Annotated in this window: 22 protein-coding genes and 1 pseudogene; 9 read left to right on the top strand and 14 right to left on the bottom strand. The window is 70.6% G+C overall.

The window, feature by feature from the left end:
- Positions 1-43: 43 nt before the first annotated feature.
- Positions 44-502 (bottom strand): roadblock/LC7 domain-containing protein, encoded by a 459-nt coding sequence (locus AB0N07_RS06740; RefSeq protein WP_344401922.1) that lies wholly within the window; start codon positions 500-502, stop codon positions 44-46.
- Positions 499-3,234, bottom strand: a complete 2,736-nt coding sequence (locus AB0N07_RS06735; RefSeq protein WP_365832782.1) for an ATP-binding protein — start codon at positions 3,232-3,234, stop codon at positions 499-501. The genes AB0N07_RS06740 and AB0N07_RS06735 overlap by 4 nt, the downstream gene beginning before the upstream one ends.
- 264 nt (positions 3,235-3,498) lie before the next feature.
- Between AB0N07_RS06735 and AB0N07_RS06730 the strand changes: the two genes are divergently transcribed.
- Entirely contained in the window at positions 3,499-4,458 is a 960-nt protein-coding gene (locus AB0N07_RS06730; protein WP_365832780.1) for an ABC transporter substrate-binding protein, read from the top strand.
- A 66-nt stretch (positions 4,459-4,524) separates the two neighbouring features.
- On the opposite strand, the pseudogene AB0N07_RS06725 reads toward AB0N07_RS06730, so the two are convergent.
- The 7 genes and pseudogenes from AB0N07_RS06725 to AB0N07_RS06695 form a co-directional block, all read right to left on the bottom strand.
- Positions 4,525-5,944 (bottom strand): annotated as a pseudogene (locus AB0N07_RS06725) (glycoside hydrolase family 43 protein).
- A gap of 109 nt (positions 5,945-6,053) precedes the next feature.
- Positions 6,054-6,656, bottom strand: a complete 603-nt coding sequence (locus AB0N07_RS06720) for an ATP/GTP-binding protein (protein WP_365832778.1) — start codon at positions 6,654-6,656, stop codon at positions 6,054-6,056.
- Complete coding sequence (locus AB0N07_RS06715; protein ID WP_365832776.1) at positions 6,643-7,002, bottom strand: DUF742 domain-containing protein; 360 nt, start codon at positions 7,000-7,002, stop codon at positions 6,643-6,645. The genes AB0N07_RS06720 and AB0N07_RS06715 overlap by 14 nt, the downstream gene beginning before the upstream one ends.
- A 1-nt stretch (position 7,003) precedes the next feature.
- A complete protein-coding gene (locus AB0N07_RS06710; RefSeq protein WP_365832774.1) occupies positions 7,004-7,435 on the bottom strand; it encodes a roadblock/LC7 domain-containing protein in 432 nt (143 codons plus the stop codon).
- 15 nt (positions 7,436-7,450) lie between these two features.
- Entirely contained in the window at positions 7,451-9,826 is a 2,376-nt protein-coding gene (locus AB0N07_RS06705; protein WP_365832772.1) for a nitrate- and nitrite sensing domain-containing protein, read from the bottom strand.
- 173 nt (positions 9,827-9,999) lie between these two features.
- A complete protein-coding gene (locus AB0N07_RS06700; RefSeq protein ID WP_365832770.1) occupies positions 10,000-11,007 on the bottom strand; it encodes a substrate-binding domain-containing protein in 1,008 nt (335 codons plus the stop codon).
- 234 nt (positions 11,008-11,241) lie between these two features.
- A complete protein-coding gene (locus AB0N07_RS06695) occupies positions 11,242-12,051 on the bottom strand; it encodes an SAM-dependent methyltransferase (protein WP_365832972.1) in 810 nt (269 codons plus the stop codon).
- 429 nt (positions 12,052-12,480) lie between these two features.
- Between AB0N07_RS06695 and AB0N07_RS06690 the strand changes: the two genes are divergently transcribed.
- The gene (locus tag AB0N07_RS06690; protein ID WP_365832768.1) at positions 12,481-13,863 is read left to right on the top strand and encodes an MFS transporter; all 1,383 of its coding nucleotides are present in this window, start codon (positions 12,481-12,483) and stop codon (positions 13,861-13,863) included.
- A 159-nt stretch (positions 13,864-14,022) separates the two neighbouring features.
- On the opposite strand, the gene AB0N07_RS06685 is transcribed toward AB0N07_RS06690, so the two are convergent.
- Positions 14,023-15,042 (bottom strand): Lrp/AsnC family transcriptional regulator, encoded by a 1,020-nt coding sequence (locus tag AB0N07_RS06685; RefSeq protein WP_365832766.1) that lies wholly within the window; start codon positions 15,040-15,042, stop codon positions 14,023-14,025.
- 224 nt (positions 15,043-15,266) lie between these two features.
- Here AB0N07_RS06685 and AB0N07_RS06680 point away from each other — a divergent pair, with 224 nt between their 5' ends.
- On the top strand, positions 15,267-15,701 hold the full coding sequence (locus AB0N07_RS06680; protein ID WP_365832970.1) for a class I SAM-dependent methyltransferase: 435 nt from the start codon (positions 15,267-15,269) through the stop codon (positions 15,699-15,701).
- A 392-nt stretch (positions 15,702-16,093) separates the two neighbouring features.
- Here AB0N07_RS06680 and AB0N07_RS06675 read toward each other — a convergent pair whose 3' ends face one another.
- Together AB0N07_RS06675 and AB0N07_RS06670 are read right to left on the bottom strand one after the other, a co-directional pair.
- Positions 16,094-16,522 carry a DUF6114 domain-containing protein gene (locus tag AB0N07_RS06675; RefSeq protein ID WP_365832764.1) on the bottom strand — a complete coding sequence of 143 codons (429 nt, stop codon included), beginning with the start codon at positions 16,520-16,522 and terminating at the stop codon, positions 16,094-16,096.
- Positions 16,522-17,175: a DUF6230 family protein gene (locus AB0N07_RS06670; protein WP_365832762.1), complete on the bottom strand. Its 654-nt coding sequence runs from the start codon at positions 17,173-17,175 to the stop codon at positions 16,522-16,524. The genes AB0N07_RS06675 and AB0N07_RS06670 overlap by 1 nt, the downstream gene beginning before the upstream one ends.
- A 663-nt stretch (positions 17,176-17,838) precedes the next feature.
- Between AB0N07_RS06670 and AB0N07_RS06665 the strand changes: the two genes are divergently transcribed.
- On the top strand, positions 17,839-18,492 hold the full coding sequence (locus AB0N07_RS06665; protein WP_365832760.1) for a Tat pathway signal sequence domain protein: 654 nt from the start codon (positions 17,839-17,841) through the stop codon (positions 18,490-18,492).
- A gap of 18 nt (positions 18,493-18,510) precedes the next feature.
- Here the strand turns inward: AB0N07_RS06665 and AB0N07_RS06660 are convergent, their stop codons facing one another.
- Positions 18,511-19,425 (bottom strand): lytic polysaccharide monooxygenase, encoded by a 915-nt coding sequence (locus AB0N07_RS06660; RefSeq protein WP_365832758.1) that lies wholly within the window; start codon positions 19,423-19,425, stop codon positions 18,511-18,513.
- A gap of 264 nt (positions 19,426-19,689) precedes the next feature.
- On the opposite strand from AB0N07_RS06660, the gene AB0N07_RS06655 reads away from it, so the two are divergent.
- The 3 genes from AB0N07_RS06655 (at position 19,690) to AB0N07_RS06645 (ending at position 22,792) form a co-directional block, all read left to right on the top strand.
- Complete coding sequence (locus tag AB0N07_RS06655; RefSeq protein ID WP_365832756.1) at positions 19,690-20,586, top strand: ScbA/BarX family gamma-butyrolactone biosynthesis protein; 897 nt, start codon at positions 19,690-19,692, stop codon at positions 20,584-20,586.
- Positions 20,587-20,655: 69 nt separating this feature from the next.
- Positions 20,656-21,300, top strand: a complete 645-nt coding sequence (locus tag AB0N07_RS06650; RefSeq protein WP_365832754.1) for a ScbR family autoregulator-binding transcription factor — start codon at positions 20,656-20,658, stop codon at positions 21,298-21,300.
- Between the two features lie 322 nt (positions 21,301-21,622).
- Positions 21,623-22,792, top strand: a complete 1,170-nt coding sequence (locus AB0N07_RS06645; RefSeq protein ID WP_365832752.1) for a damage-control phosphatase ARMT1 family protein — start codon at positions 21,623-21,625, stop codon at positions 22,790-22,792.
- Between the two features lie 16 nt (positions 22,793-22,808).
- Here AB0N07_RS06645 and AB0N07_RS06640 read toward each other — a convergent pair whose 3' ends face one another.
- Positions 22,809-24,071, bottom strand: a complete 1,263-nt coding sequence (locus tag AB0N07_RS06640) for a cytochrome P450 (RefSeq protein ID WP_365832750.1) — start codon at positions 24,069-24,071, stop codon at positions 22,809-22,811.
- Between the two features lie 113 nt (positions 24,072-24,184).
- On the opposite strand from AB0N07_RS06640, the gene AB0N07_RS06635 reads away from it, so the two are divergent.
- Complete coding sequence (locus AB0N07_RS06635) at positions 24,185-25,141, top strand: ABC transporter substrate-binding protein (RefSeq protein ID WP_365832748.1); 957 nt, start codon at positions 24,185-24,187, stop codon at positions 25,139-25,141.
- Between the two features lie 7 nt (positions 25,142-25,148).
- Complete coding sequence (locus AB0N07_RS06630) at positions 25,149-25,949, top strand: ABC transporter permease (RefSeq protein WP_365832746.1); 801 nt, start codon at positions 25,149-25,151, stop codon at positions 25,947-25,949.
- The last annotated feature ends 18 nt before the right edge of the window (positions 25,950-25,967 follow it).

Below are 25,967 nucleotides of genomic sequence, written 5' to 3'. Positions count from 1 at the left end.
CTCCTCGACCGGCGTGTGGAGCCCGGGTCCGGGTGGCGACCGGTCAGCGTGCCGACGCGGCGCCGACGCTGTTCTTGAGCTGGAGCACGAGCTGCGGGTTGAGGGCGCTGCCGGCCCGGTTGGCGAACAGGGTCATCTCGTAGGCGATGTTGCCCAGCTTGGCCTCCTTGTCGGTGACGACACCGAGCACGGCGCCGCTGCCGATCGCGGAGACCAGGACATGGCCGCCCTCCAGGTCGATGATGACCTTGTTGAGGGCGCCCAGGCCGTAGTTGCCGGACGCACCGGCGGCCAGGCTGGTGATGCCGGAGACGATCGCGGCGAGTCGCTCCGAGTCCGCGGGTTCGCGCAGCTCGGACACGGCGATGAGCAGCCCGTCGGACGAGACCGCGATGGCGTCGACGACGCCCGCGGTCTCCGTCGCGAAACGGTTGAGCAGCCAGGTGAAGTCGGCTGCGGCGGCCTGCAGTTCGGCGGGCGTGGCGCCAGTCGGCGTACTCACTGCTCGGCTCCTTCCGGGAGGTGCTTCTGGTCGTGCGGGTCGGTGGTCGCGGGCCGGCTGCCGGCCGCGCTGTCGCGGTGCGCGCGCTCCACGGCCGCCTCGAACTCGTCGAGCGCGTCCCGTACGGCGTTCGCATCGGCGAGCCGCGGGGCCTGCCGCGCCGTCTGCTGGGCAGCGGCGTCGACGGTCGTACGGAGAGTGGCACCGCGGACACGGCGACGCAGGGGCCGCGAGGCGCCGTCACCCAGGGCCGCCGGGCCGGTCCCGCCGGGGGTGGACGGCACTGTCGCGCCCGGGGTGACCTGGAAAGACGATACCTCCGGGCCAACGCCCGAAGAACCGCCGGGTGTCACGTCGTCGGACCTGGAGTGGCTCACGTCGCTGAACGCCTCGGTACGGAGGACTTGCCCGGAACCGGACGGGGAGGAAGGAGCAGCTCCGGCGCCCGTGACGGGCGTTGCCGACGCCGTGTCCGCGGCTGTGCCCGGCGCGGGCGCGGTCGTTGTCCCGTCTGCTGCCGGGTTCAGGGCCGGTGCGGCTGCCGTCGCGTCCGGGGCCGGTGCGGTCGCGCGTGGAGTCCCGGCAGGGTCGGTCTCCTGGAGGGGCACCCGGCGCGGGAGTGGGCCCGGGTGGCCGGGGCGTGGGGTGTCGGTCGGCGTCGCGGTGGCTTCGGTGGCGGCGGACCTGCGGCGCGGGCCGGACACGGCACCGGACAGCGGCCGTTCGGCGGCCGTCCGCTCCGCGTCGCCCCAGGTCTCCGCCGTCGCCTCACCCACCGTGGGCCCGACCGGGCTCATCGTCAGCAGCAGCGCCGACGGCACCGTCACCTCCGCCGTCATGCCGCCGCCCGGGGTGCGGGACAGCAGGACGCTGACGTCCCAGCGGCGCGCCAGGGTGCCGACCACGAACAGGCCGAGCACCTTCGTCGGCATCACGTCGAGGCGTTCGCGGCGGATCAGCCGGGCGTTCTCCTCGGCGAGCCGCTCGGCGCTCATGCCGAGGCCGTGGTCGGAGATGACGATGGAGGCACCGCCGGAGCGGGCTGCTTCCTCGCCGGAGGTGTCCCGTACGTACACCTCGACGGGGCTGCCCGCGGGCGAGAACGACACGGCGTTCTCCAGGAGTTCGGCCACCATCAGCGTCAGGTCGCCGATGATGTCGGGCTCCACCATGACCTCGGTGCGCGCGTGCAGCCGTACCCGCTGGAAACCCTCGATCTGCCCGAGCGCGGCGCGTACGACGTTGGTGAGGGCGGTGGGCCCGGAGTCGAGGACCGTCTCGCGGATGCCCGCGAGCAGCATCAGGCTGTCCGCGTTGCGGCGCAGTCGGACGGCGATGTGGTCGATGGAGTAGAGGCGTTCGAGCAGGGCCGGGTCGGTCTCGCCCCGCTCCACCGCGTCGATCAGGGCGAGTTGACGTGTCGTCAGGTTGCTGACCCGGCGGCCGACGTTGCCGAACATCTCGGCGACGTTGCGGCGGCTGAGCACCTGCCGTTCGAGCAGCGCGATCGCAGTGGTCTGCACGCGGTTGATCACCTCGGCCAGCTCACCGATCTCGTCGTCCGCGGTGACCGGCATCTCGCGCAGCTTCGGCGGGCTGTCGTCCTCGGCGTCGTCGTCGGCGACCCGGGCCAGTTCCCGGCCCGCCACCTCGGCGACCTCCCGTGCGGCGCCGGTGAGGGCCTGCACCGGCCCGACCACCGAGCGGCGCACCAGCACCGAGAAGGCGAGCCACAGGACGAAGCCGAGCAGCGCCGCTGCCAGCAGCAGACTCGCACGCCACCAGGCCTTGGTGGAGGCGTGGTCGGCACCGTCGGCGATCTGGCCGATGAGGGACGAGGTGATCTTCAGCCGGGCCGCGGCCTGTTCCGGGTAGGAGGGATAGGCGGTCAGAGCGGTCTGGAACGTCGCCTTGATCTCCGCCGGTGTGCTGGCCTGCAGGCCGCTGGGGGCCACCTGGAGCTCGGCGTACGTCAGGGCGATGACCTGCTGGGCGGCGGTGTGCTCGATGCCGGAGAGCTCGTCGGCCTGCTGCTCGGTGGCGAACCGGGAGAAGCGTTCGGCCTGGTTGGTGTAGAGCTGGTACGCGCCGACCGCGGTCGTGAACTCGATCTGTGCGTTCGTGTCACCGGTCGTCGCGGAGAACACGCCGGTCTCGAAGGAGGCGTGCGCGGCGTCGGCGCGCAGCAGCGAGTCCAGCAGGTTGCCGGTGAAGGTGGCCGCCAGCTCCGCGTTGCGGTCGAGGCCCAGACCGTCGATCACGGTCCTGGCGGCGTTGTCGTAGGCGGGGTCGATGTTGCTCGCGGGCAGATAGCTCTGCTCGACCGTCCCGCGCAGACTGGTGAGGCCCTCGACCTCCTTCAGTGCCTGCGCCTCGCTGTCCGGCAGCCCGTCGCCGAAGGTCCGGCGCACCTGAGCGATCTGCGCGTCGACCGCGTCCTGCGCCTTGCGGTAGGCGGTGAGCGTGGACTGGACGCCCCGGCCTCCGGCCTCGTAGCGCACGGACAGCAGGATGGCCAGCTGGTGCTCGCTCTCCAGGTCGTTGACCAGCGACGCCACCTGCTCGCTGGTGCGCACGAGGTCCGCCGCGGACGCCGCGTCCCGCGCCTGGCCCACCTGGCCGGCGATGAGATAGGAGAGCAGGGCGGCCACGACCGCCAGGGGGACACCGACCAGGAGGTTGAGCTTGCGCCGGAACGACCACCGGTCGGCGAAGCCCCGTATGCCGCCCACCGGGCCTCCTCTGTTTGACCGATTCTGATCGCCAATGGTGTGGAGACTATCGCCTCATTGAACGATCAAGCACGTTGCCCTGAGTCAAGAATCCATTACAAAGAGCCTCCGGTTCCGCCTCTCTCCGTTTACGCAGCATTCACAACTGATCACGCATCGACGCCAATTGGTGACCCGGCTGCTCTTGACTGAGTAAGAACAGGCTGGATTGGATCAGTTCCAGAGCTTGCTTCTCATCAATCCCCAAGGTCCGGAACGGGAATCGTGACTTCCAACGCCCCACGCAGCAGGTCCATCAGGAGCTACCCCGCGGCGGCCGTCGCGCTTGCCGCGACCACGGCCCTGCTGGCGGGATGTGGCTCCTCAGACGGCAACAAGTCCTCCGACCCGCTCCAGGGCGGGGGGTCCGACGGCAAGACCGTCGTCGTCGGCTCGAACAACTTCCCCGAGAGCATCCTGCTCGCCGACATCTACGGCGAGGCCCTCAAGGCCAAGGGTGTCAAGGTCACGTACAAGCCGAACATCGGCAGCCGCGAGACGACGTACGGGCTGCTGAAGAACGGCTCCGTCACCGTGCTGCCGGAGTACAACGGCGCGCTGCTGGCCTACCTCGACCCCAAGGCCGCGCCGAAGACGATCGAGGCGACCACCGCCGCGATCGAGGCCAAGCTGGACTCCAAGCTGACGCTCCTCGACCCCGCCGCCGCGCAGGACAAGGACTCGGTCACGGTCAACAAGGCCACCGCCGACAAGTACAAGCTGACGTCCGAGTCCGGCATCGCGGACCTCAAGGGCATCGCGAAGGGCCTGACCATAGGCGCCTCGCCGGAGTTCCAGACCCGGCAGCAGGGCCTGGTCGGCCTGAAGTCCGTGTACGGCCTGGAGTTCGAGGGCTTCAAGGCGCTCGACGCGGGCGGCCCGCTCACTCTGGCGGCGCTGAAGAAGAACACCGTGCAGGTCGCGGACATCTTCACCACGGACCCGAACATCACCAAGGAGAAGTTCGTGGTCCTCCAGGACCCGAAGAACCTCTTCGGCTTCGAGAACGTGCAGCCGCTCGTATACAAGAGCGGTCTGTCCTCGAAGGGCGTCGCCGCGCTCAACGCGGTCTCGGCGAAGCTCGACACCAAGTCCCTGCTGGCACTGGACACCCAGGTCCAGCTCGAGAACAAGGACCCGCTGGACGTCGCCAAGGCCTGGCTGAAGTCGGCCGGCCTGGGCTGACCCCGGACGCACACAATGCGGGCGTCCCCACTGCGGGGGCGCCCGCGGTCGTATGTGCGGGCGCGCTCAGTAGCCGACGTGGAAGGTCGCGTCCTGCTTGTCGGTGGTGGTCGAGACCGGGTCGATGCGCAGAGCGTAGTTCGAGTGCCGGATGTGGCGCGTCGGGTAGTTGTACGAGCGGAACGACGACCAGGAGGAGTCGGCCAGCCCGGCCGTCCGGTAGAAGGTGGCGTCCTGGGCGAACGTCGACGTCCCGTTGTTCACGTCCAGCTGGAGTGCGTAGTCGTAGTGCCTGAGGTACCGGGTCGGGAAGCTGACCGACTGGAAGGAGACCCCGGAGCTGTCGGCCAGGCCGGGCACCAGCTTCCACTGGGAGTCGGAGGGCGGGTCGATGGGGTACGGGTCGATGCGTCCGAGGTAGTTGCTGTGCCGGACGTAACGGTCGGGGTAGTTGTACGACTTCAGCCGGTTCCAGGTGGGGGCGCCCCACTTGGCGACGAGATTGTCGTACTCGGTCGTGGTGATCGTTGTGATGCCGCAGTGCTTGGAGTCGAGCGGCTGGGTGTATGTCCGCTGGTCGAGCGGGGTCCAGGTGCCGGCCGCCGGCCGCCAGGTCGGTGGTCTGCCAGGCGTAGAAGACGCCGTTGGGCGTGTAGGTGTCGCCCCACATCCAGTAGGTGCTGGAGGTGAGGGACTTGACGACGGTCGGGGCCTCGGTGCCGCCGTGTGAGACGGCCGGGGTGAAGGGCGTGAAGCTGCCCGGGGCGAGCGAGGTGGAGCGGGCGCCCAGCAGTGTCCCGTTCCTGTTGTTCTTGAAGTAGAGGTAGTTGACGCCGTTCACGCCCACCGTCATGTCGCCGTCGATCGCGTCGTACCCGGGGTCGAAGAAGACCTGCGGCGCCGAGACCGAGACGAAGTCGGTGGTGTAGTTGACCATGATCACGTTGTGGCCGCTGGAGTCGACCGACGAGTAGATGATCGCGTACTGGCCGCGGCCCGCGTCCCAGAAGGCCTCCGGCGCCCAGCTGTGGGTGACCATGTCGTGCAGCTTCAGCCGGTGGTAGCCGGTGAAGGTGCGCAGGTCGGTCGAGTACCAGACGTGGATGTACTGGCTGTTGTACGTCCAGTCGGTGCCCTTGAGGTCCGTGGCGAGCACCACGAACGTGCCGTCCTGCTTGCGCAGGACGAACGGGTCGCGCAGACCCATGGCGCCCTCGGTGGGGGTGACGACGGGGTTGTTCTGGTTGAGCGGCGTCCACTCCAGTCCGTCGGTGCTGACGGCGAGGTGCAGGCCGTAGTCGGTGCCCTCGCCCAGGGAGGTCGACTCGGTGAAGTAGCACATGACGTAGGCCGAGTTGGTGGCGGCCCGCGCGGGTCCCGCGCCCAGGGCCAGCGCACCGGTGGCGGCGAGCGGCACGGTCGCCGCCATGCCGAGGAAGGAGCGGCGGGAGGGGCGGGGGTGCGCGGGGCGCGGCGTCGCGTTCATTCGTGCTCCATGGTCGATATCTCGAACTAAGTTCGGTAAATCGATCAGAAGTTAAGGATGTGGCGCGTGTGCGTCAATGAATCGATCGTGCTTGGCTGGTTTTCGCCGTTCACTTCTCCGCCGGCCGTGCACCACCTGTGTGGACCGCCGCCGCGATCAACTGGTCGATCAGCGCGATGAGTACGTCCCGGGACGACTCCCGCTCGCGTGCGTCGCACAGCAGCACCTGGACATGGTCCGGGAGCGCGAGTGCCTCGCGGATCTCCTCGGGCGGATACGGGTGGTCGCCGTAGAAGCCGTTGACGCCCACCACGAACGGGATGTTCCGGCGTTCGAAGAAGTCGATGGCGGCGAAGCTGGTCTCCGGGCGGCGGACGTCGATGAGGACGACCGCGCCCAGGGCGCCCAGGGCGAGGTCGTTCCACATGAACCAGAAGCGCTGCTGGCCCGGCGTGCCGAAGAGATAGAGGACGAGGTCGCTGCCGATGCTGATGCGGCCGAAGTCCAGGGCCACGGTGGTGGCCCGCTTCTCCTCGATGCCGTCCAGGTCGTCCACGCCGAGACCGGCGGCGGTCAGCGGTTCCTCGGTGCGCAGCGGGGCGATCTCGCTGACCGAGCCGACCATGGTGGTCTTGCCGACGCCGAAGCCACCGGCGATCAGGATCTTCACCGTGTCGGGCGCCGCCCGGGTGACGAGGTCAGAGCCGGTCAAGGCCGTCCCTCACTTTCTGCAGCAGGTCCAGGTCTTCCGGTTTGCAGGAGACGGGGTGCGGGGCGCGGGCGGTGATACGGCCGCTCTCCAGCAGATCGCAGAGCATGATCACGACCACGCTCACCGGCAGGTCGAGCAGGGCGGCGAGTTCCGCGACGGCGATCGGCTCGGCGCAGCGGCGCAGGATGCGCTGGTGCTCGGGCTGGCATCGGGTGGCCCAGGTCGGCGGCGGGTCCACCGCGGTCACCGTCGTGATGAGCGTGAAGTCGGCACGGCTGGGCCGGGTCCGTCCTCCGGTGAGCGCGAACAGCCGTACCAGACGGCCGTCCGTGTCGCCTCCGCTCACCTCACGCGCCGGACTCGGCGGTCGGGCCGAGACCCGCCCTCGGTGCCGCGCTGAGGTGCTCACCGATCTTCTTCACCAGCATGTTCATCTGGTACGCCACCACGCCTACGTCCGCGCCCTGACTGGTGAGGACGACGAGATGGGCGCCCGGCCCGGCCGAGGTCAGTATCAGATAGCTGTGCGCCATCTCGATCAGCGCCTGCCGCACCGGGCCGCCACGGAAGTCCATGCTGACACCCTTGCTCAGGCTCATCAGACCGGACGCGGTCGCCGCCAGCCGCTCGGCGTCGTCGCGCAGGAACCCGGTGGACTTGCTGACGACCAGTCCGTCCTCCGAGAGCACGACGGCGTGGTTCACCTCGGCGACCCGCTCCACGAGTCCGGTCAGCAGCTGGTCGAGCTGGGTATGGGTGGCTGGGATGGGGGGTGTCATGGCGGTGTTCCTTCGTCAGCGGTCGGCGGGCGGAGTCGAGGGGACGGTGGTGCCTTCGGCAGGGAGGCGCGCACCCGGTTCCCGAGTTCCGGGTGCGTCCTCCTGGTCCTGGTCGTACTGCGTGTCTGTGTCGTCGTCACGTGCCTGGAGCGTGCCGCGCTGGAAACCGGCGAGCGAGGAGGCGGCCCGCTCGGCGGTGAACTCCTCGGCGTGGCCGTGCTGTTCGTCGCCGGGGGCCTCCTCGCGCAGTTCGGCGGCCAGGCTGGTCTGGGGGACGCGGCGGGGGAGCGGGGCGAGGCCTCCCCCACTCTCGGCTTCGCTCGAGCTGGGGGACCCCCATCGCCGGGCGGCGCCGGGGGCGGTGCGTGCCGGGGCGGCGGGGCGGAGCTCCCGTACGGGCTGAGCGGGCTCCTTTGCAGGGAGCGGCTGCTGCGCGGCGGGGGCGTCCTCGGCGGGGGCCGGAATCGGCTCCCGGACGACGATCTCGTGCGGGAGCAGCACGATCGCCGTCGTTCCGCCGTACGGCGACGGGCGCAGAGTGACCGCGATGCCGTGCCGGGTGGCGAGCCGGGCGATCACGAACATGCCGAGCCGGAGGTCGTCGGCCAGCGCCACCACGTCGAACTGCGGCTCGACCGCCAACTGCTCGTTGAAGGAGGCGTAGTCCTCCTCCGACAGTCCGAGGCCGCGGTCCTCCACCTCGATCACCAGGCCCTTGGCGACCAGCGCGGCCCGCACGGCGACCGGGGCCGGCGCCGGCGAGTACGCGGTCGCGTTGTCGATCAGCTCGGCCAGCAGATGGATCACGTCGGCCACCGCGGGCGGCGCGATGCACACGTCCTCGTCGGTGTGCACCTCGACCCGCTGGTACTCGGCGACCTCGCCGACGGCGCTGCGCAGGATGTCGATCAGCGCGACCGGCTCGCGCCAGCTGCGCCGCGGCTGTTCGCCGCTGATGATGACCAGGTTCTCCTCGTAGCGGCGCAACTGGCTGGCGGTGGAGTCCAGTTCGTACAGGCCCTTGAGGACGTCCGGGTCGGAGTGGCTGCGCTCCAGCGCGTCCAGCTTGGTGAGCTGCAGATTGACCAGGTTCTGGCTCTGCCGGGCGATGCCGAGGATGACCTTCTGGAAGCCGCGCCGGGTGTCGGCGAGCTCGACCGCGGTGTGCACGGCCGTGCGCTGTGCCTTGTTGAACGCCCGTGCCACCTGGCCGAGTTCGTCCCGGCCGTAGTCCAGCGGCGGGGTCGCCAGGTCCGCGTCGACCTTCTCGCCCCGGTCGAGTCGGGCCACGACGTCCGGCAGCCGTTCCTCGGCCAGGCTGAGCGTGGCCTCCCTGAGCCCGCGCAGCCGCCGGGACAGGGATCGGGTGATCCGCCAGGACATGCCCACGCACAGCAGCAGCGCGATCAGACCGCCCGCGCTCAGCGATGCGGCGGTGAGCAGCAGGCTCTCGGATTTGTCGGCGCTGCGGTCGAGCAGACCGGACGTCTGGACCCGGATCATCTGTCCGTACTCGTCGCCGACCTTGGCGAAGGCGACCGCCCACTGGTTCCGCGCGTCGGGCAGGGTCACCGTCCCGTCCGCACCCGGCCGGGCCGCGAGCACCTTGTCCTCGATGCCCTGGACGGTCTGCCACTCGGGGCTCTGCAGGATCCGCTCGGTCTGCGTCTTCGCGTCGCCCTGCAGCGAGGGCACGATCTGGTCCTCGACCAGCCAGCGCCGGGTGTCGACCAGCTGCGTGAACGTGGCCCACGACTTGTCGCTCAGCCGCCCCGCCGGCCAGGCCAGCGTGAGCTGCGCGTCCTCCTGCGCGACCAGCTCCGCCGCGTGCTCCAGGGCGACCAGCGGTCCGGCCTGCGAGGTGAGGTCGCCGTCGTCGACCTGGGAGAGCTCCTGGAAGGCGTGGATCTGGTCGTCGATGATCGAGCTGTACTGGTCCAGCGCCTGCGCCGGGGTGATGTCGGTGGGATCGTCCACCTGGCCCCGGTAGTACTCCAGACTGCCCACCGAGCCGAGGACCGAGTACAGCCGGTCCGAGATGCGCGCGGGCGCCTTCCTGATCGCGTCGGAGTGGCCGACCAGCTTCGCGACCGCCTTGTCCGTCTCCTTGCGCTGGGCGACCAGCGCGGTGCGCGAGCCGCGCGGGTCGCCGGCCAGCCAGGCCGCCGACAGGCTGCGCTCCCGCTGCAGCGCGAGCGTCGCCTCCGTGCCCATGGCCCCGGTCGACCGGCTCAGTTCGGTCTGCCCGCGCAGCCGCAGCCCCTCGTCGAACATCTGCGTGGTCGTCAGGGCCCACATCGCGGCGAGGGTGACGCTGGGCACCAGGGCCAGCAGGATCAGGGAGAGGCGTATGGAGCCGAGACGGCGCCGGGCACCTGTCCGTGGAGACATCGTCGTCCTAGGCGGTCAGCGGAGCGGAGGGGGCGGAGGGGGAAACACGGGGGTGGCCGTGAGCGGGGAGAGATGGGGTGCACAGGATGCTATCCGTACAAGTGACCGCACGTGCCACAGGTCTCCGAATCTTTCGCGACATTGATGTACGAAGTGTCGCCGGGCGTCCGGGCTCAGCGTGTGCCGCGCGCCGCGTAGCTGGCGACCGAGGCCACGTTCGCCTTGGTCACGAAGGCCGGGCCGGTGAGCACGGGCGACACACCGCCGCCGCTGGTGTTGCCGTTGGTCTTGTACAGCCACAGCGCGTCCACCGCGAGATAGCCCTGCAGATACGGCTGTTGATCCACCGCGAACTGCACGTCACCGCTCTCGACGGCCTTCACCAGGTCCTGGTTGAGATCGAAGGTCGCGACATGGGCCCTGCTGCCGGACTGCTGAACCGACTTCACCGCGGTGAGCGCGAACTGGGCGCCCATGGTGACCACTTCGTCGATCGTCGGGTCCTGCCGCAGCTTCGCGGTGATCGCGGCGGCGCTCGCGTTCGCGTCGGCGCCCTCGACGTAGAGCATCTCGGTCCTGCCGTCGAAGGTCTTCTTCACGCCGGCGCAGCGGGCCTCCAGGGCGACGTTGCCGCGCTCGTGGATCACGCACAGGGCGTGCTTGGCCTTCAGGTCGTCGAGCTTGTCGCCGACGGCCCGCCCGGCGAGGCTCTCGTCCTGACCGAAGAACTCCAGCACCCCCTCGGACTGCCAGGAGTCGATGCCGGAGTTGAGGCCGACCACGGGTGTGTCCGCGGCCTTGGCGGCCGCTATCGGGCCCTTCATCGCCTGCGGCTTGGCGAGCGTCACCGCGATGCCGTCGACCTTCTGGCGGATGGCGTCCCGCACCAGTTCGGCCTGCCCCGCCGCGTCGGAGTCATTGGCGTAGGTCAGGTCGATGTCGTCCTTCGCCGCGGCGTCCTCGGCGCCCTTCTTCACCAGGTCCCAGAAGGTGTCGCCCGGCGAGGCGTGCGTGACCAGGGCGACCTTGAGACGGGCGGTGCCCGCCTTGCCGGCGCCGTCCTTGGAGCCGGACGTGGCGCCGGCGGCGGTGCAGCCGGCCGCGAGCAGGCACACGGCCGCGGCCAGGGCGGCGACGCGCGCGGATCTGTGGGAAGCAGGCGGTGGGGGAGGAGTGTTCATGAGGGTGCGGCACCTCGCTGTGCGGCCGAGCAAGCGGAACGGCGAGAGGAGTCCCCGGACGGAGTCCGACACGTCGTACACCGTCCGGATGACTCTCGCTGGCCGGAGCCAATCGCGTGTGACCGCCTGTAGTCAAGTGATCAGCAACATGGAGTGAGTTGTTGCTGCCGCATCGTGATGATGCGTTCCGGCTGGCGGGGGGCATCCACGGCCTGCGGGCCGCGGCGGGTCTCGTCACGGCTTGCGGGCCACCGCCCCGTACATCGCGATGTCCTCGTCGTGGATCGCTTCGCCGTGCGTCCCGTCCGGACGCCACTTGTGGACCTGGACGATGCCCGGCGGGACGAGTTCGAGGCCGTCGAAGAACTCGGCGGCCTCCGCGAAGGTGCGCAGCCGCATCGGCATGCCGCGGGCCGCGTACTCGCGGGCGACCCGGCCGACCTCCTCCGGCGCGAACTCGGCCGTACCGATGGACATCGCCAGGTAGCTGCCGGAGGGGAGCGGCTTCAGGAGGCGGCGGACGATGCCGAGGGCGTCGTGCTCGTCGAGGAGGAAGTGGACGATCGCGACGACGGTCAGCGCGACCGGCTCACCCGTGTCCACGGTGTCGCGGAAGGCGGCGCTGCCGAGGATGGCCTGCGGATCGCGCATGTCCGCCTCGACGTACGCGGTCCTGCCTTCCGGAGTGCTGTTCAGCAGCCCCTGGGAGAGGGCGAGGACCAGCGGGTCGTTGTCGACGTACACGACCCTGGCGGCGGGGGCCGCCGACTGGGCGATCTCGTGGACGTTGGGCGAGGTCGGTATGCCGCTGCCGATGTCGAGGAACTGCCGTATCCCCGCCTCCTCGGCCAGCCACCGCACGGCACGGTTCATCCAGTCGCGGTTGGCCCGCATGTGGATCGGCAGGGCGGGCCACTCCCCGCACATGGCGTCGCCCGCCTCCTGGTCGGCGGGGTAGTGGTCCTTTCCGCCCAGGATGTAGTCGTAGATCCGCGCGGCGTGCGCGGTCGTTCCCGCGGCGGAGCCGCCGTCGGCTGCAGTGATGCGGCCGACCGGCCGGGCGCTGTCCTCGGGCACGCGGCCCCTCCCGTAACGTCGTCGACATCCACGAAACCTCGACGACTACCTCGTCAACTCGCGGGCTGCGCAAACCACTTGGGCCACACCAGTCACCGGTTCTCCCTCGCCGGGCCGACGGGCGTGATCGTGCCGCCCTGAGCGGGCGCAGCACGGGTGCGGTTTCCAGGGTGCGGGTCGCCTTGACCGCGCCCAGGCCGCGGGGCGGCCGTGTCCCGGCACGGTCCCGTGGTGTGGGAAGTCGACAGGACGGAGGGCGCGGATGGAAGGAATCCTCCATCTTTCCGCTCTGGCTGGAGCCTCCTGTTCACCCCGCCCCACGCTGAGTCGTGGTCGGCCCGAGGCCCCCTCGACGGGGCCGGGCCGGTGTGTCGACAACGGTGGAGAGGAACCCCGATGACTGCTGAGCGTGTGCTGACGCCGACTCCCACGGCGTACCGATGGCGGTGGCCGGCGCTCACCGCCCTGCTGCTCGGTGAGGCGATGAACCTGCTGGACGCGACCATCGTGCAGGTCGCCGCGCCGGCGATCCATGCGGACCTGGGCGGGTCGGTGTCCGACATCCAGTGGTTCACGACCGCCTACACCCTGCCGTTCGCCGTGCTGCTGATCACCGGCGGCCGGCTGGGCGACATCGCCGGCCGCAAGCGACTGTTCGTGATCGGTGTCACCGGATTCATGATCGCGTCCGCCGCCTGCGCCGTGGCGCCCTCCGTCGGTCTGCTCATCACCTTCCGGGTGGTGCAGGGGGCCGCGGCGGCCGTGATCATCCCCCAGACCATCGGTCTGATCAAGACGATGTTCGCCGGGCCCGAGATGTCCAAGGCCCTCGGCAGTATCGGCCCGGTGATGGGCCTGGCCGCCGTCTGCGGGCCGGTGCTCGGCGGGGTGCTCACCCATGCGAACCTGTTCGGCTCCTCATGGCGCGCGGCCTTCCTCGTGAACGTTCCCGTGTCACTGGTCGTCCTGGCGATCTCGCCCAGGCTGATGGAGAACCGCGCACCCGAGCGGCCCACCCTCGACCTGACCGGCACCCTGCTGGCCATGGCCGGCATCGGGCTCGTGGTCCACCCGCTGATCGGCGCCGATCTGTCGGCCATGTCCGGGTGGAGCTGGGCGGTCATCGCCGCCGGGCTGTGCCTGCTGCTGGTGTTCGCGCTGCACCAGCGGTCGGTGGCGGCCGCCGGGCGCAGCCCGCTCGTGGAGCCGAGCCTGTTCGCCCACCGCGGCTTCCCCGCCGCCCTGGTGACCTCGACCGCGTTCTTCGCCGTCACAGGCGGCCTGATGACGGTCATCGTGCTCCAGCTGCAACTGGGCCTGGGCACGGACGCGTTGAAGGCGGGCCTGACCCTCGCGCCGTGGTCGGTGGGCCTGGCGGTCGCCTCCTGGGTGGCCGGCGCGCACCTGGTCAGGCGTTACGGGCACCGCATGATGTCCCTGGGGCTCGCCGTGCTGCTGGTCGGCGCGCTCGCCGCCGTCGCCGTGTACCACGCGGCGGACCCGGACACGTACCCCACGCCGCTGCTCCTCGCGCTCGGTGTCGTCGGGCTCGGCGTGGGTCTGTTCAGCCCCGCCTCACCATCGCCCTCAAGCCGCTGCAGCCCCAGGAGATCGGCTCGGCCGCCGGGCTGCTCAATGCCGTCCAGCAGCTGGGCGCCACGCTGGGTGTGGCGGTCCTCGGCAGCGTCTATCTGGGCAGTGCCCCCTCCGGCGACGCGTCCTCGGCGCTGCACGCCGTCCAGCTGGCCTTCTGGGTCGCCGTCGCCCTGGTGGTGGTGAGCTTCGTGACGAGCCGCATGATGATCGACAGGAATGCGTCGGCAAAGGCCGGGACGGGACATTAGCCGAGCCCTTCCAGCACGGGGAGCGGACCAGCGGATCAGCGCAGGGGTGAGCGGTGGCCTTCGGGCCGCCGCTTCTTCCGTATGGGCAGGGGTTTCAGACCCGGGTACGGGTCGCCGCCGCGGAGCGCCTGGTCCGGGCCAGGTCCGTGATGATCGGGCTCGCCGCCTTGAGGTTCTGCAGGACCGGGCTGGTCTCCAGGGTGTGGATCGCGTCCAGTGAGCCGAGCCGCCGGGCCAGGTAGTGGTGCAGGTCGGCGGGGTCGCGGCACAGGGCCTGGGCCACCAGGTTGGTGGGGCCCGTGGTCGCGGCCACGAAGGCCAGCTCGTCGTGGCCGGCGAGGGTCGTCGCCACGTGCTCCAGGTGCGCGGGGCTCACCGACATCCACAGCAGCGCCCGGGTGTTGGCGCCGAAGTGCCCGGTGTCGACCTCCACGTCGAAGAAGATCGCGCCGCCCGCCTGCAGATCCGCGAGGCGGCGCGCCACCGTGACCGGGGACCAGCCGGTGGCCTGCGCCAGCTCGGCGTATGTGGCCCGCCCGTCCCGTTGCAGTGCGACCAGCAAGTCCCTGTCGGAATCGGTGAGTTGGCGCGGCACGGGGACGTAGGAGGTGTCCGCCGACTGGTGCTCGCGCAGCATCCGCTGCTGCTTGTCGTCGAGGCTGTCGGCGCTGCGCCGCCAGTTCGTCGACCCGCCCAGGTAGGTGTGCAGGATGCAGTGCGCGGACACCGCGGTGATGTGGTCGGTGCGCGGAATGTCGCGCAGGAGCAGGGAGTTGCCCGCGCCCGCCTCGGTCGGTGTGTGGAGGATCGCGACGATCTCGGTGCCGCCGGAGGTGAGCTTCACCCACGAGGTGTCCTGCCGCCGCACCAGCGCCTGCGCCAGGTCCTGCGCGCTGCTCGCCGCCGCGGTGAGCCGCACGAGCCACTGCGTCCGACCCGCCTGATGAGGGTCCGGCAGACCCACCACCCGCAGGGACGCCTCGGTGCGCAGCCGGCGGTGGCGACGGGCCACGGTCTGCGGCGAGACGTCGAGCGCGGCGGCGATCTGGCTGAACGGCGCACGGCCGTCGATGTGCAGCGCGTGGATCAGGGCACGGTCCAGGTCGTCGAGCATGCACACATCCTTCAGTGGGGCCTGCTCCGTGGAATAAAGTTGAAGATAACGCAGTGCACGCTACCATCGCCGCCCCAAGGCCCCGCAGAATTCCATCAGATCGCTGCGCGGGCCATGTTCCCCCGGGCATTCGAGCCCCATCTGCCGGGCAACAATCAGCAATTAAGCCGGAAGTTTCACGCTTAACTGTCTACCCGTGCAGGCCTGTGCTTTCCCATTGAACGATCAAGCAGACGCACACCAGCGCCGCGGGCTTCCCGACGTACTTCGCGGTGCGCACGCGGTGCTTCGACGACGAGATCCTGGCCGGGCTGGGTGCCGGGATCCGGCAGGTCGTCACGCTGGCCGCCGGGGTGGACGGCCGGACGGTACGGCTCGATCTGCCGGCCGGCTCCCGCTGGTTCGAGGTGGAACCGCCGGAGCTGACGGAGTTCAAGGGCGCCCCGATCGCGCGCTGCGGGCTGCCCCTGGCCTGCGAGCTGACGGCGCAGCCCATGGTCCGGCCGGCCGAAGGCCTGCTGATGTACCTGACCGACGACCCGCGCATCGGCCACGGGCAGCACGGTGGCCCCGCTTCCCGCCTGCCGGCTCACGACCGCGGTGCTCACCGATCCGCGGTAGTGGGAGAGAAACGGCGGGAGAAGTCCCGCGCCCGGTGATTCGGAATTCCTCATTCCGTTGCTTGCCGCCGTTTTTCGGTCGCCGTCGCGGTATTCGGCCGGGACCGGTCAAGCAGTCCGGTATTCCCGGCGGAGGCCGATCGGACCGGCCGGACGGCGATTTGAGCCACGTCACATCCGCCATACCGTATCCGCTCCGAGAATCGCCGTTCCGATCGGAAAAGCTGGATTCCCCGGGAATTTCCCTGCCTGGCTCTTGCGGGTGCATCCGGGAATCCCGCTCGGCCATCCGCCTCGCGGACAGCAGAGGAATCGAATGCCCGACGACACCGCACGCCCCACCGGCCGGCCCCGAAACGGGCCGGCCGGTGCGGGCTGCCGTGCTTGTGGCGGTGCGGCTCCCGGGCTGTACGGCTCCCCGGCCGCACGGCTTACGGCTGTACGGCCTCCAGGGCGCGCGCCTCTTTCTTGCGTTGCCGGCGGCTGACCCGCGGCTCCTGGTCCGGCAGCCAGCCGAAGGCGAGGCAACTGCCGACGGCTCCCAGGAGCAGGCCGACGAAGAAGCCGCCCAGGTTCGAGGTGAGCCAGGTGGCCAGGGAGGCCAGCACGCCGATGATCGAGTAGAACAGGCGCTGCGTGGGGTTGAAAAGGATCAGCAGTCCGCACAGCAGCATCACGGTGGGCAGGAGGTAGCCGGCCAGGTTCTGTGCGCCGGAGTGCATGATGACCTTCAGTGAGGCCTTCTCGGTGAGCAGGATCTCCGCCCCGCCCAGGGCGAGCAGCAGCCCGCCCCAGAACGGACGGCGGGCCCGCCACTCACGAAAAGCGGGCCGCGCGCCTTGCTTCGGACTGTCCGACATCAGCAACCCGAGTCGCTGAAGCTGAGTTTCAGGCCCGGCAGCTTGAACACCCCGGCCGTCGTCGCATAGTTGGTCTGCCGCAGGTTGTCGATGTGCACCGTGTCGGCCTGCTGGCTGAAGACGCCCGCCGGTCCCTTGACTCCGGCCTTGTTGAGCGTGCTCGCGTCGTTGCCGATCTCGATGTTCTTGAAGGCGGCGTCGCCGGTCAGCTGGGTCGAGTCCGTGGTGAGGTCGGTCGCCTGCACCTTCGACGAGCCGCTGCCCGCCTTGATCAGCAGGTTGGTGCCACCCAGGTCGACACTCTGGCACAGACTGTCCAGTGTTGCGGTCTTGATGGCCGAGGTGACGATCAGCACCTGGCCGCCGGTGTCGCCCGCGTTGGGGCTGTTGTCGATCATGTTGTCGAGCCCACCGAACTGCTCGAAGCCGGTGCCGTCGAGCGACTTGGCGGTCACCGTGAAGGGCATTCCGGAGATCGAGAACGAGACCCCCAGTGCACCCTCGGCGGTCATGATCGCGAGGCCGGCCGCGACCGCGACGGCCGGGACCGCCATCACAGCGGCGCGGCGCAGCCGGACCCGCCCGCGTCTTGCGGGGTCGGGCGAGGAACCGCTTTCCGGGTTCCCTGTGGTCAGTTCGGCGGACGAGGCCATTTCTGCTCCCATGTGCATAGTCAGTGCGGGTTGGGCATCATCGGCGCGTTGTCCTGGCGCGGACAGCGGCTGCAGACGCACGCCTCCTCCCAAACTCCCGGCGGGTGGAAGGGCTTTCTCGTACTCCGCAGTAGCCAGCGAGGAAGTTACCCGTGGTTACTTTCAAGGGTCAAGGGAGTTGTGAAAAAAGGGTGTCGGTTGTGCCCCACCTGTGGCTCAGCAGGTCTCGCGGGTTCCACCCCACTCTTGAACGATCGTCAACTCCCTTGTCCCGCCTTGACGTTGACTGACACTCAGGTCTACAACTGCCCCTGGCTTCCCCCAGATCCGTGGCGCCGGATCCAGCCACGCGGCACCGTCCGCGTCTCCCGGACCCCTCCTGTCCGCACGGGCCCTTCACGGCCCGAGATCCCCCCCAGGCGGCCCGGTAAGGCCACTTCCCCCTGGCCTGCTCCAGGCCGTCGCTTCCGCCCGGCCCGGCCGGAGGCCCACCCCCAGGGTCTGCGGCCGGTCACCGGCCGGACGTCGTTGCCGGCCCGTGACGTACGGAGAAGGCGTCACGGTCCGGCATCGGCGGACGCCGACCGGCGTCCCCCACCTTCCTCGCGCCACATCGGAAGCCCCCCAACCCTCAAACCCCGCACAAGAAAGAGGTACGTCCGCATGCGCACTCGCACCCTCCTCACCCTGGTCGGCACCGTCGCCGCCCTCTCGATCCCCGCGGCCGTCCCGGCCTCGGCGGCCGACACCCCCGTCCTCACCACCGGTTCGGTCGGCGGCACGGCGGTCGCGGTCGGCGACGTCCTTTCCGCGCCGCTGGCCAGCGGCACCAACGCCACGCTCTACTCCAGCGCGACCGGCACCAGCGGCGTGAGCTGCAAGTCCTCGACCTTCACCGCCACGGTCGCGGACAACCCCGCCGCGCCGGGCACGGCCACGGAGTCGGTCGGCGCGCAGACCTTCGACAGCAGCAGCTGCACCAGCAACGTCTTCGGTGTGACGGGCGTCACCGGCATCACGGTCGACAACCTGCCGTACACCACCACCGTGGCCTCCGACGGCACGCTCACCGTGACCCCGGCGAGCGGCTCCACCATCCAGACCACGGTCAAGCTGAAGACGCTGCTGGGCAGCATCACCTGCGTCTACCAGGCCCCCGGTCTGACCGGCACGACGAGCAACAGCGACGCCAGCATCAACTTCACCAACCAGCAGTTCACCAAGGTGTCCGGCTCGTCGCTCTGCTTCAGCAGCGGCTACTTCACCGCCAAGTACGCCCCGGTGACCGACAACGGCGCCACTGTCTACGTCAACTGATCCTCAAGCAGGCGTAGTTCAGCGTCGACGCAGACGCAGCGCCAGGGCGGCGCCGCCGGTGAGCACCAGCACCGCAGCGGCGCCGCCCGCCAGCATGGGCGCGGACGGACCCGAGCCCGCGGTGGAGGTCGAGGCCACCGGTGTGCTGTCGGGCTCGCTGGAGCCCTGCCGCGGAGTCGCTGCCGCCTCTGCCGTACGGGATGCAGTCGTACGGGGTTCGGGCGTGGCCGTGGGGCTGCTGCTCGCGCCCGTCCCGCCGCCGCCCGCTGACGCCGCCGTACCGCCGCTCCCGGACGTCCCGAACACCACGTCGGAGCACGAGTAGTACGTGTCCGTGGTGCTGCTGTTCTGCCAGATGGTGTAGAGCACGTGGTGCCCTGCCCGGTCGGACGGCAGCTTCGCGCTGATGCGGTACGCGCCGTTCGTCAGAGCCGGGTCCTTGACCGAGGCGAAGGGCTGCTCCGGCAGCTCGGACCAGGTCAGCGGTTTCTTCGCGTCGTAGCCGGGCTTGGTGAGGTAGAGCTTGAACGTGCCGGTGTGCGGGATGGTCGAGGCGTAGTTCATCGTCAGGGTCGCGCCCGGCTTCAGGGTCGTCGACGGCCAGTCGGAGCGGGCGAGGTCGAGGCCCTTGTAGGCGGGCAGTCCGCCGCTGCACAGCTTTCCGTCGGGGATGACCTGCCGGTCCCTGCCGCCCACGTCCGCGACCCGCAGGTTGTCCCAGAACGTGAAGGGGGCGCCGTTCGCCGCGACGGCCGCCTTGCACGCCGCCGACTGCGCGTTGCTGCCGCCGTCGGGTGAGCAGGCGTAGGCCCTGCTGACCGGATCCGTGGGCGCGCCGTGCGCCTGCGCGGGGCCCGCCGCCCACAGGGGCAGCAGGAACGGGGTCACGAGGGCGGCCGCCAGGGCGGTGCGGTGTGCGGTCATCCGGGGCATCCGGAACGTCTCCTCGGCCGGCGCGGAACGATGTGCTCCCGTGAAGTACGGGCGACCGGCCCGGCGCGTTCAGCGCATGACGCCCAGGAGCGGTCCGGGGCGAACAGCTCCTTGAACCTTGACCGTTCACCTGCTCCGTCCGCCCCTCGAAGCCACCCGGGTCGCATTGAAAACCAACCGGTCGCCTCGTACTCTGGCGGTCGCCGGCACGGGCACCTCGCCGTCTGGTCTGTCATCCGTTTCCGGGGGGACCGAGGGAGGCACATGCCCCAACCGACCATGCCTCGACCTGCCTTGACGGCCACCGTGCCTCGTCAGCTCGTTCACCGCGCCGCCGTAGCGGAAACGTTTCTTACCGATTGGGAGCGCACCGGCCCCGACCGGTTCGCGCTGTTCGCGCAGTGGCCCCGGGCCCATCAGTTACACGTGTCCCCGGACCGGTCGGCGTATGAGCCGCTGCTCGTCGCGGAGACCGTCCGCCAGTGCGGAGCACTCCTCGCGCACGCCGAGTACGACGCCCCCTTCGACCACTGCTTCGTGCTGAAAGAGCTGCGCCTCACCACGCATCCCGAGCACCTCGCCGTCGGCGCCGTCCCCGCCGAACCCGCCCTGGACGTCACCGTGTCCGACGTCCGCCATCGCGCCGGCCGCCCGACCGCGCTCCGCTACGACACCGACGTACGCCTCGGCGGCGAGCGCGTCGCCACCGCGCACATCGCCGTCAGCTGGATCAGCGAGTCCGTCTACCGCCGACTGCGGGGCGGCCGCACCCCGGCCACCGTCTCGGCGCTGCCGCTCCCGCCCGCACTGCCGGCCGCCGCCGTGGACCGTGCCCTACCCGCGGACGTCGTGCTGGCCCCGCCCGACCGGTCCGGCCGCTGGCAACTGCGAGTAGATACCGCCCATCCCGTTTTCTTCGACCATCCGCTCGATCACGTCCCCGGCATGCTGCTCCTGGAGGCGGCCCGGCAGGCCGCCCGCGTTCGGGCCGTCGGTCCGACCGGGGGTGAGTCCTTCCGTGCGGCCTTCCATCAGTATGCTGAGCTGGACAGACCCACGTGGATCGAGGTGACCGACGAGACCGGGACGGGTCTGGAGGTCCGCGGAATCCAGGGCGGGTCGACGGTCTTCGAGTGCGCCGTCGGCGCCGCCGAACGGTGAGATATCGTTCACTGGGAGTGAGAAAAACAAACAGCCCGGCCCGTTTACAGTCCCAGGAGTGTTCAGTCGATGGCGAGGCAGTTACGCGCCGAGCAGACCCGCGCGACGATCATCACGGCCGCAGCAGACCTGTTCGACCGCCGCGGCTACGAATCGACGAGCCTGAGCGACATCGTCGAACATGCCCAAGTCACCAAGGGCGCCCTCTACTTCCACTTCGCGGCCAAGGAGGACCTCGCCCACGCCATCATGGAGCTGCAGTCCAAGGCCTCCCGCGAGGTGACGAAGGACCTGGACGGCCGGGGCTACTCCTCGCTCGAAACGCTGATGCGCATCACCTTCGGCATAGCCCGTCTCTCCGTCGAGGGCCCGATCCCACGGGCCGGGCTCCGGCTCGCCACCGGGGAAGTCGCCGTGCGGCCGCCCCTGCAGCACCCGTTCACCGAGTGGCGGGACATCGCCACTCGCAAACTCCTCGGCGCGGTCAAGGAGTCCGATGTCCACCCGGACATCGACGTCGACGCCGTCGCCCACTCCCTCGTCAGCTTCTTCGTCGGTACCCGCGTCGTGGGCCGCACCCTGGAGCCCGTCGCCCACCAGCCCCGCAGACTGGCCGAGATGTGGCGCCTCACGATCCGCGGCCTGGTCCCGGTGACCCGCCGCGCCCGCTATGTGAGCCTCGCCGCCCGGCTGGAGCGGGAGCGCTCCGCTTGAAGCGCCGATGTGCGGCTCGGCCGCGGGGTGCGATGGGGCGTCGGTCGTCTGCGGCGTGGCTTGCCGCGCCCGCGCGGCGGAGCCGCAGATCGACACAGCCCCGCGGTCCTTGAGCGGAGCTGGTCTGCCGCGGCATCGAGGCTTGTCGCCCCCGCGCGGCAGAGCCGCAAGTCGATACGGCCCCGCGCTCCTTGAGGGGCGCTCGTCCGCGGTGGCATCGTGGCGTGTCGTGCCCGTGGCGGAGCCGCAGATCGACACAGCCCCGCGCCCATCTTGCGCCGGCAACCGGAGTGGACTCGCGCGGCCCGCTTAGGGTGGGCGCATGCCCCACAGCCCGTCCGCGCCCGTGATCCTCGGCAACGAGCCGGGGTCCTTCCCCCGCAGTGTGCTCGCCGAGCGGCACCCCGCGATCATCCGGCAGGTCCGGGAGGCCTTCCCCTACGGACCCGCACAGCACCGCGCCCTCGACGCTCTCCTCGCGAGCTGCACCAAGGGCGTCGTCGAACCACTCCCGGGCAACGCGCACGACCGGGACCGCTGGGAGGCGTGGGGCCTGGCCCAGTACGCCGGCCGTTCCTGGTACGACGTCCCCTGGCTCTGGTCGGAGAGCTACTTCTATCGCCAACTCCTGCATGCCGTGGGCTACTTCGGCCCCGGGCCCTGGCAGGGCATCGACCCGTTCCGCCCCTTCAAGCTGGCCGAGCTCGACTCCCCGGAGACGGACCAGGAACTGTCCGCCCTCGACGCCCTGTCCGTCGACGACCAGGACCGCTCCCTGCTGCACGGCTCCCTCTGGGGCAACCGCGCCGACCTCGGCTTCCGCCTCTCCGCCACCGGCGCCGGCACCTCCGACGCCGCCCCGGGCCTGGTCGCCGACGACAGCGAGACCCTCTGGTCGCTGCTCCCGCCGTCCGGCGCGGGCACGCTCTGCCTCATCGCGGACAACGCGGGCCGCGAACTCATCCCCGACCTGCTCCTCATCGCCCACCTCCTGGACCGCGGGCGCATCGGGCGTGCCGTCCTGCACCTCAAGCCGTACCCGTACTACGTCTCCGACGCGACGACGACCGATGTGCTCGACGCGCTCGGGAGGCTGACCGGGGCGCGGGGCGCAGCCGTCGAGTACGGCCGCATCCTGTGGTCGGCGCTGACCGACGGCCGCCTCAGCCTCCGCGCCCACCCCTTCTCCGCCGCACCGCTGCCGTACGAGGACATGCCGGGCGACCTCCGCGCGGAACTCGCCGCGGCCGCGCTGACCGTCGTGAAGGGCGACCTCAACTACCGCCGCCTCGTGGGAGACCGGCTGTGGGCCCCGACCACGCCCTTCGCGGACGTCACGGCCCACTTCCCCGGCCCGGTCGCCGCCCTGCGCACCCTGAAGTCCGACGTGATCACCGGCCTGGACCCCGAAACGGAGGCCGCGCTCGTGGCGGCCGAGGGGCAGCGGTGGCGGACCGGCGGCACCCACGCACTGATCCAGGTGCGGACGTGAGGGCCTCCGTCCGAGCTCAAGCCACCTGCACCGGCAGCGACTTGATCCCGTTGATGAAGTTGGACGTCAGCCGCCGGGCAGACCCCGCCGGGCGCAGGACCGGCAGGGCGCGCAGCGCCTCCCCGTACAGCACCCGCAGCTGCAACCGGGCGAAGTGCGCGCCCAGGCAGACATGCGGACCGTCGCCGAAGGAGACGTGCGGGTTCGGTGTACGGGACAGGTCGAGGCGGTCCGGAGCCGCGAAGACCCTTTCGTCGTGGTTCGCGGAGGCGTGGAAGACGACCACCTTGTCGCCGGCACGGATGCGCCGCCCCGCCAGCTCGGTGTCGCGGGCGGCGGTGCGGCGGAAGGTGAGGACGGGCGGGTGCCGGCGAAGCAACTCCTCCACGGCACGGGGCAGTTCGGCCTTTCCGGCGCGCAGCAGCTCGTACGACTCCGGGTGCTCGGCCAGGATCAGCAGGCCGCCGGGGGCGGCGCTGCGGACGGTGTCGTTGCCGGCCACGGTGAGCAGGAAGAAGAACATCTCCAGTTCGGCGTCGGCGAGTTCGGGGTCCTGGGCGAGCGTCGTCAGCACGTCGTCGGCGGGGTGGCGGCGCTTGTGCGCGGCGAGTTGCCGGGCGTAGGCGAACATGTCCCGGAGCATCGCGGGGGAGCGGGGGTTGACCGGTTTGCCGTCCGCGTCGAGCACGACGGTGCCGGCCTCGTCCGGGTCCTGGTAGCCGATGACCCGCTGCGTCCAGTGCAGCAGCAGTCCGCGGTCGCTGCCGGGGACGCCGAGCAGGTCGGCGAGGTTGAGCAGGGCGTAGTCGTCGGTCACGGCGGTGACGAGGTCGACGGTGCCGTCGCTTGTACGGGCCGTCTCCAGCGCCTGCGCGAACAGGGCCCGGGCCCGCTCCTGCGCGACGGACGTGAAGCGGTCGATGCGGCCGCGGGTGAAGGCGCGGCTGACCAGCCGCCTCAACCGCCCGTGTTCCGGCGGATCCTGATTGAGCATCATGCGGCGGACGAAGGGGAGGTCGGCGGGGTCGGGGTCGCGGATCTGGGTCGTGCCGAGGTGCGAGGAGTACGTGGCCGAGTCCTTGAGGACGCGTACGACGTCCGCGTGCCGGGTCACCGCCCAGAACCCGGGTCCGGCCGGCCAGCCCAGCACCTCGGGCTCGTCCTGCCAGGCCACGGGGTGGTGGTCGCGCAGCACGCGGTAGGCGGCGTGGGGGACCCCGGCGGCGTACTGCCTCGGATCGAAGACGTCCGGGACGGGCGGGGCCTGGCGGAGATTCATGCGACCACGGTGAGGTTCGCTGCGGGGCTTCGGCAAGGGGACGCGCCCCTTTGGGGCGTGATGTGGTGATCATGACAATTACCTGGTACTCATGCCGCATGGTGTTACGGGGATTGCGGACGGGAATCGGGAAAGCGGTGGCCGTCGCGGCCGCCCTGGCGCTGCTCCTCGCGGCCTGCGGTGGCGGCGGTGGGGGTTCCGCGTCCGCGGGCGGACGTACGAAGATCACCGTGGCCGCCCTGCCGTTGACGGACTCCGCGGCGCTCTACCTCGCACGGGACCGCGGGCTGTTCGCCAAGGAGGGGCTGGACGTCAGGATCCAGCCGGTCCAGCAGAGCATCCAGGCGCTGCCCGCGCTGGCCAATGGGCAGGTCGACGTGATCGCGAGCGCGAACTACGTGACGTTCCTGCAGGCCGACGAGAAGGGCACGCTCGACCTCCGCATCCTCGCCGAGGGTGTACGGGTGGCGCCGCACATGATGGACGTCCTGGTGCCGAAGGACTCGGGCATCAGGACCGTCGCCGACCTCGCGGGCAAGAAGGTCGCGGTCAACATCCTCAACAACATCCAGTCGCTCACTCTCAACGCGATCCTCGACGCGAAGGGCGTCGGCCGGCCCCTCTACCGGCAGATCGCCTTCCCGCAGATGGGGCCGGCCCTGGAACGGGGTCAGGTGGACGCCGTGCATGCGGTGGAGCCCTTCGACAGCGCGATCCGTGGGGAGTTGAAGGCGAAGGCGCTGCTGGACGGCGGGTCGGCGCCCGTCCAGTCGCTGCCCATCAGCGGGTATGTGACCACGCAGAAGTTCGCGGCCGGGCACCCCAAGGAGGCCGCGGCCTTCCGGCGTGCCATCGAGGCCGCTTCGAAGATCGCGGCGCAGGACCCGGGCGCCGTACGGGAAGAACTCCCCAAGTACACCAAGGTGACCGCGGACCAGGCCAGGTCGATCGGGCTGCCGGCGTATCCGGCCGCCACCGATGCGGCACAGTTGCGGCGCCTGACCGAACTCATGAAGAAGCAGGGGCTGTTGAAGACGGCCCTCGACCCGGCGACGCTGCTCGTCAGGTGACGCCCGGGTGAAGCGGCTGAAAAGGCATCAGGAGCTGTGGCTCGGCCTGCTCGGGGTGCTGCTGGCCTTCGGGGTCTGCGAGGTGGTGGGCAGGGCGGGCATCGTCCGGCGCAGCTACCTCCCGCCCGCCTCCGAAGTCCTCGCCCGTGCCGTCGAGCTGGCGGGCGACGGCGCCTTCCTGGACGGGGTCGGCGCCACGCTGCGGGCCTGGGCGCTCGGGCTCGGTCTCGCCGTCGCGATCGCCGTCCCGCTCGGGCTGCTGCTCGGCAGCGTTCCGGTCGTCGACTCCGCCGTACGCATGATCGTGGAGTTCCTGCGGCCGCTCCCCTCGGTCGCGCTGATCCCCCTGGTCTCGCTGCTCCTCGGCACCGGCACCGAGACCAAGGTCGCACTGATCACCTACGCGTCGGTCTGGCCCGTCCTCTTCAACACCATCTACGGCCTCGGCGAGGCCGACCCGCTCGCCAAGGACACCCTGCGCGCCTTCGGCTTCGGCCGGGTCTCGGTCCTGCTGCGGGTCGAGCTGCCCGGCACGGCCCCGTTCATCGCCGCCGGCATCCGTATCTCGGCGGCCGTCGCCCTCATCCTCGCCGTGGCCACCGAGCTCCTCTCCGGTTTCGGCGAGGGCCTCGGCATCTTCATCGCCCAGGCGGGCCTGGCCACCGACGGCACCCGGGACGTCCTGGCCGGCGTGGTGTGGGCGGGCGCCCTCGGGCTGGTCGTCAACGGCGTCCTGGTCCGGTGCGAACGCCGGTTGTTCCCGTGGACACCGGAGCGGCGGGCGGACGGGCGAGGGGTGCGGTCGTGAGGCGGATGATCCGGCTGG

The organism is Streptomyces sp. NPDC051172 (assembly GCF_040682555.1).
In the GTDB taxonomy this organism is placed as follows: Bacteria; Actinomycetota; Actinomycetes; order Streptomycetales; family Streptomycetaceae; genus Streptomyces.
Note: the sequence above shows the minus strand (reverse complement) of the source record. Positions and strands in the feature narration are given on the sequence as shown.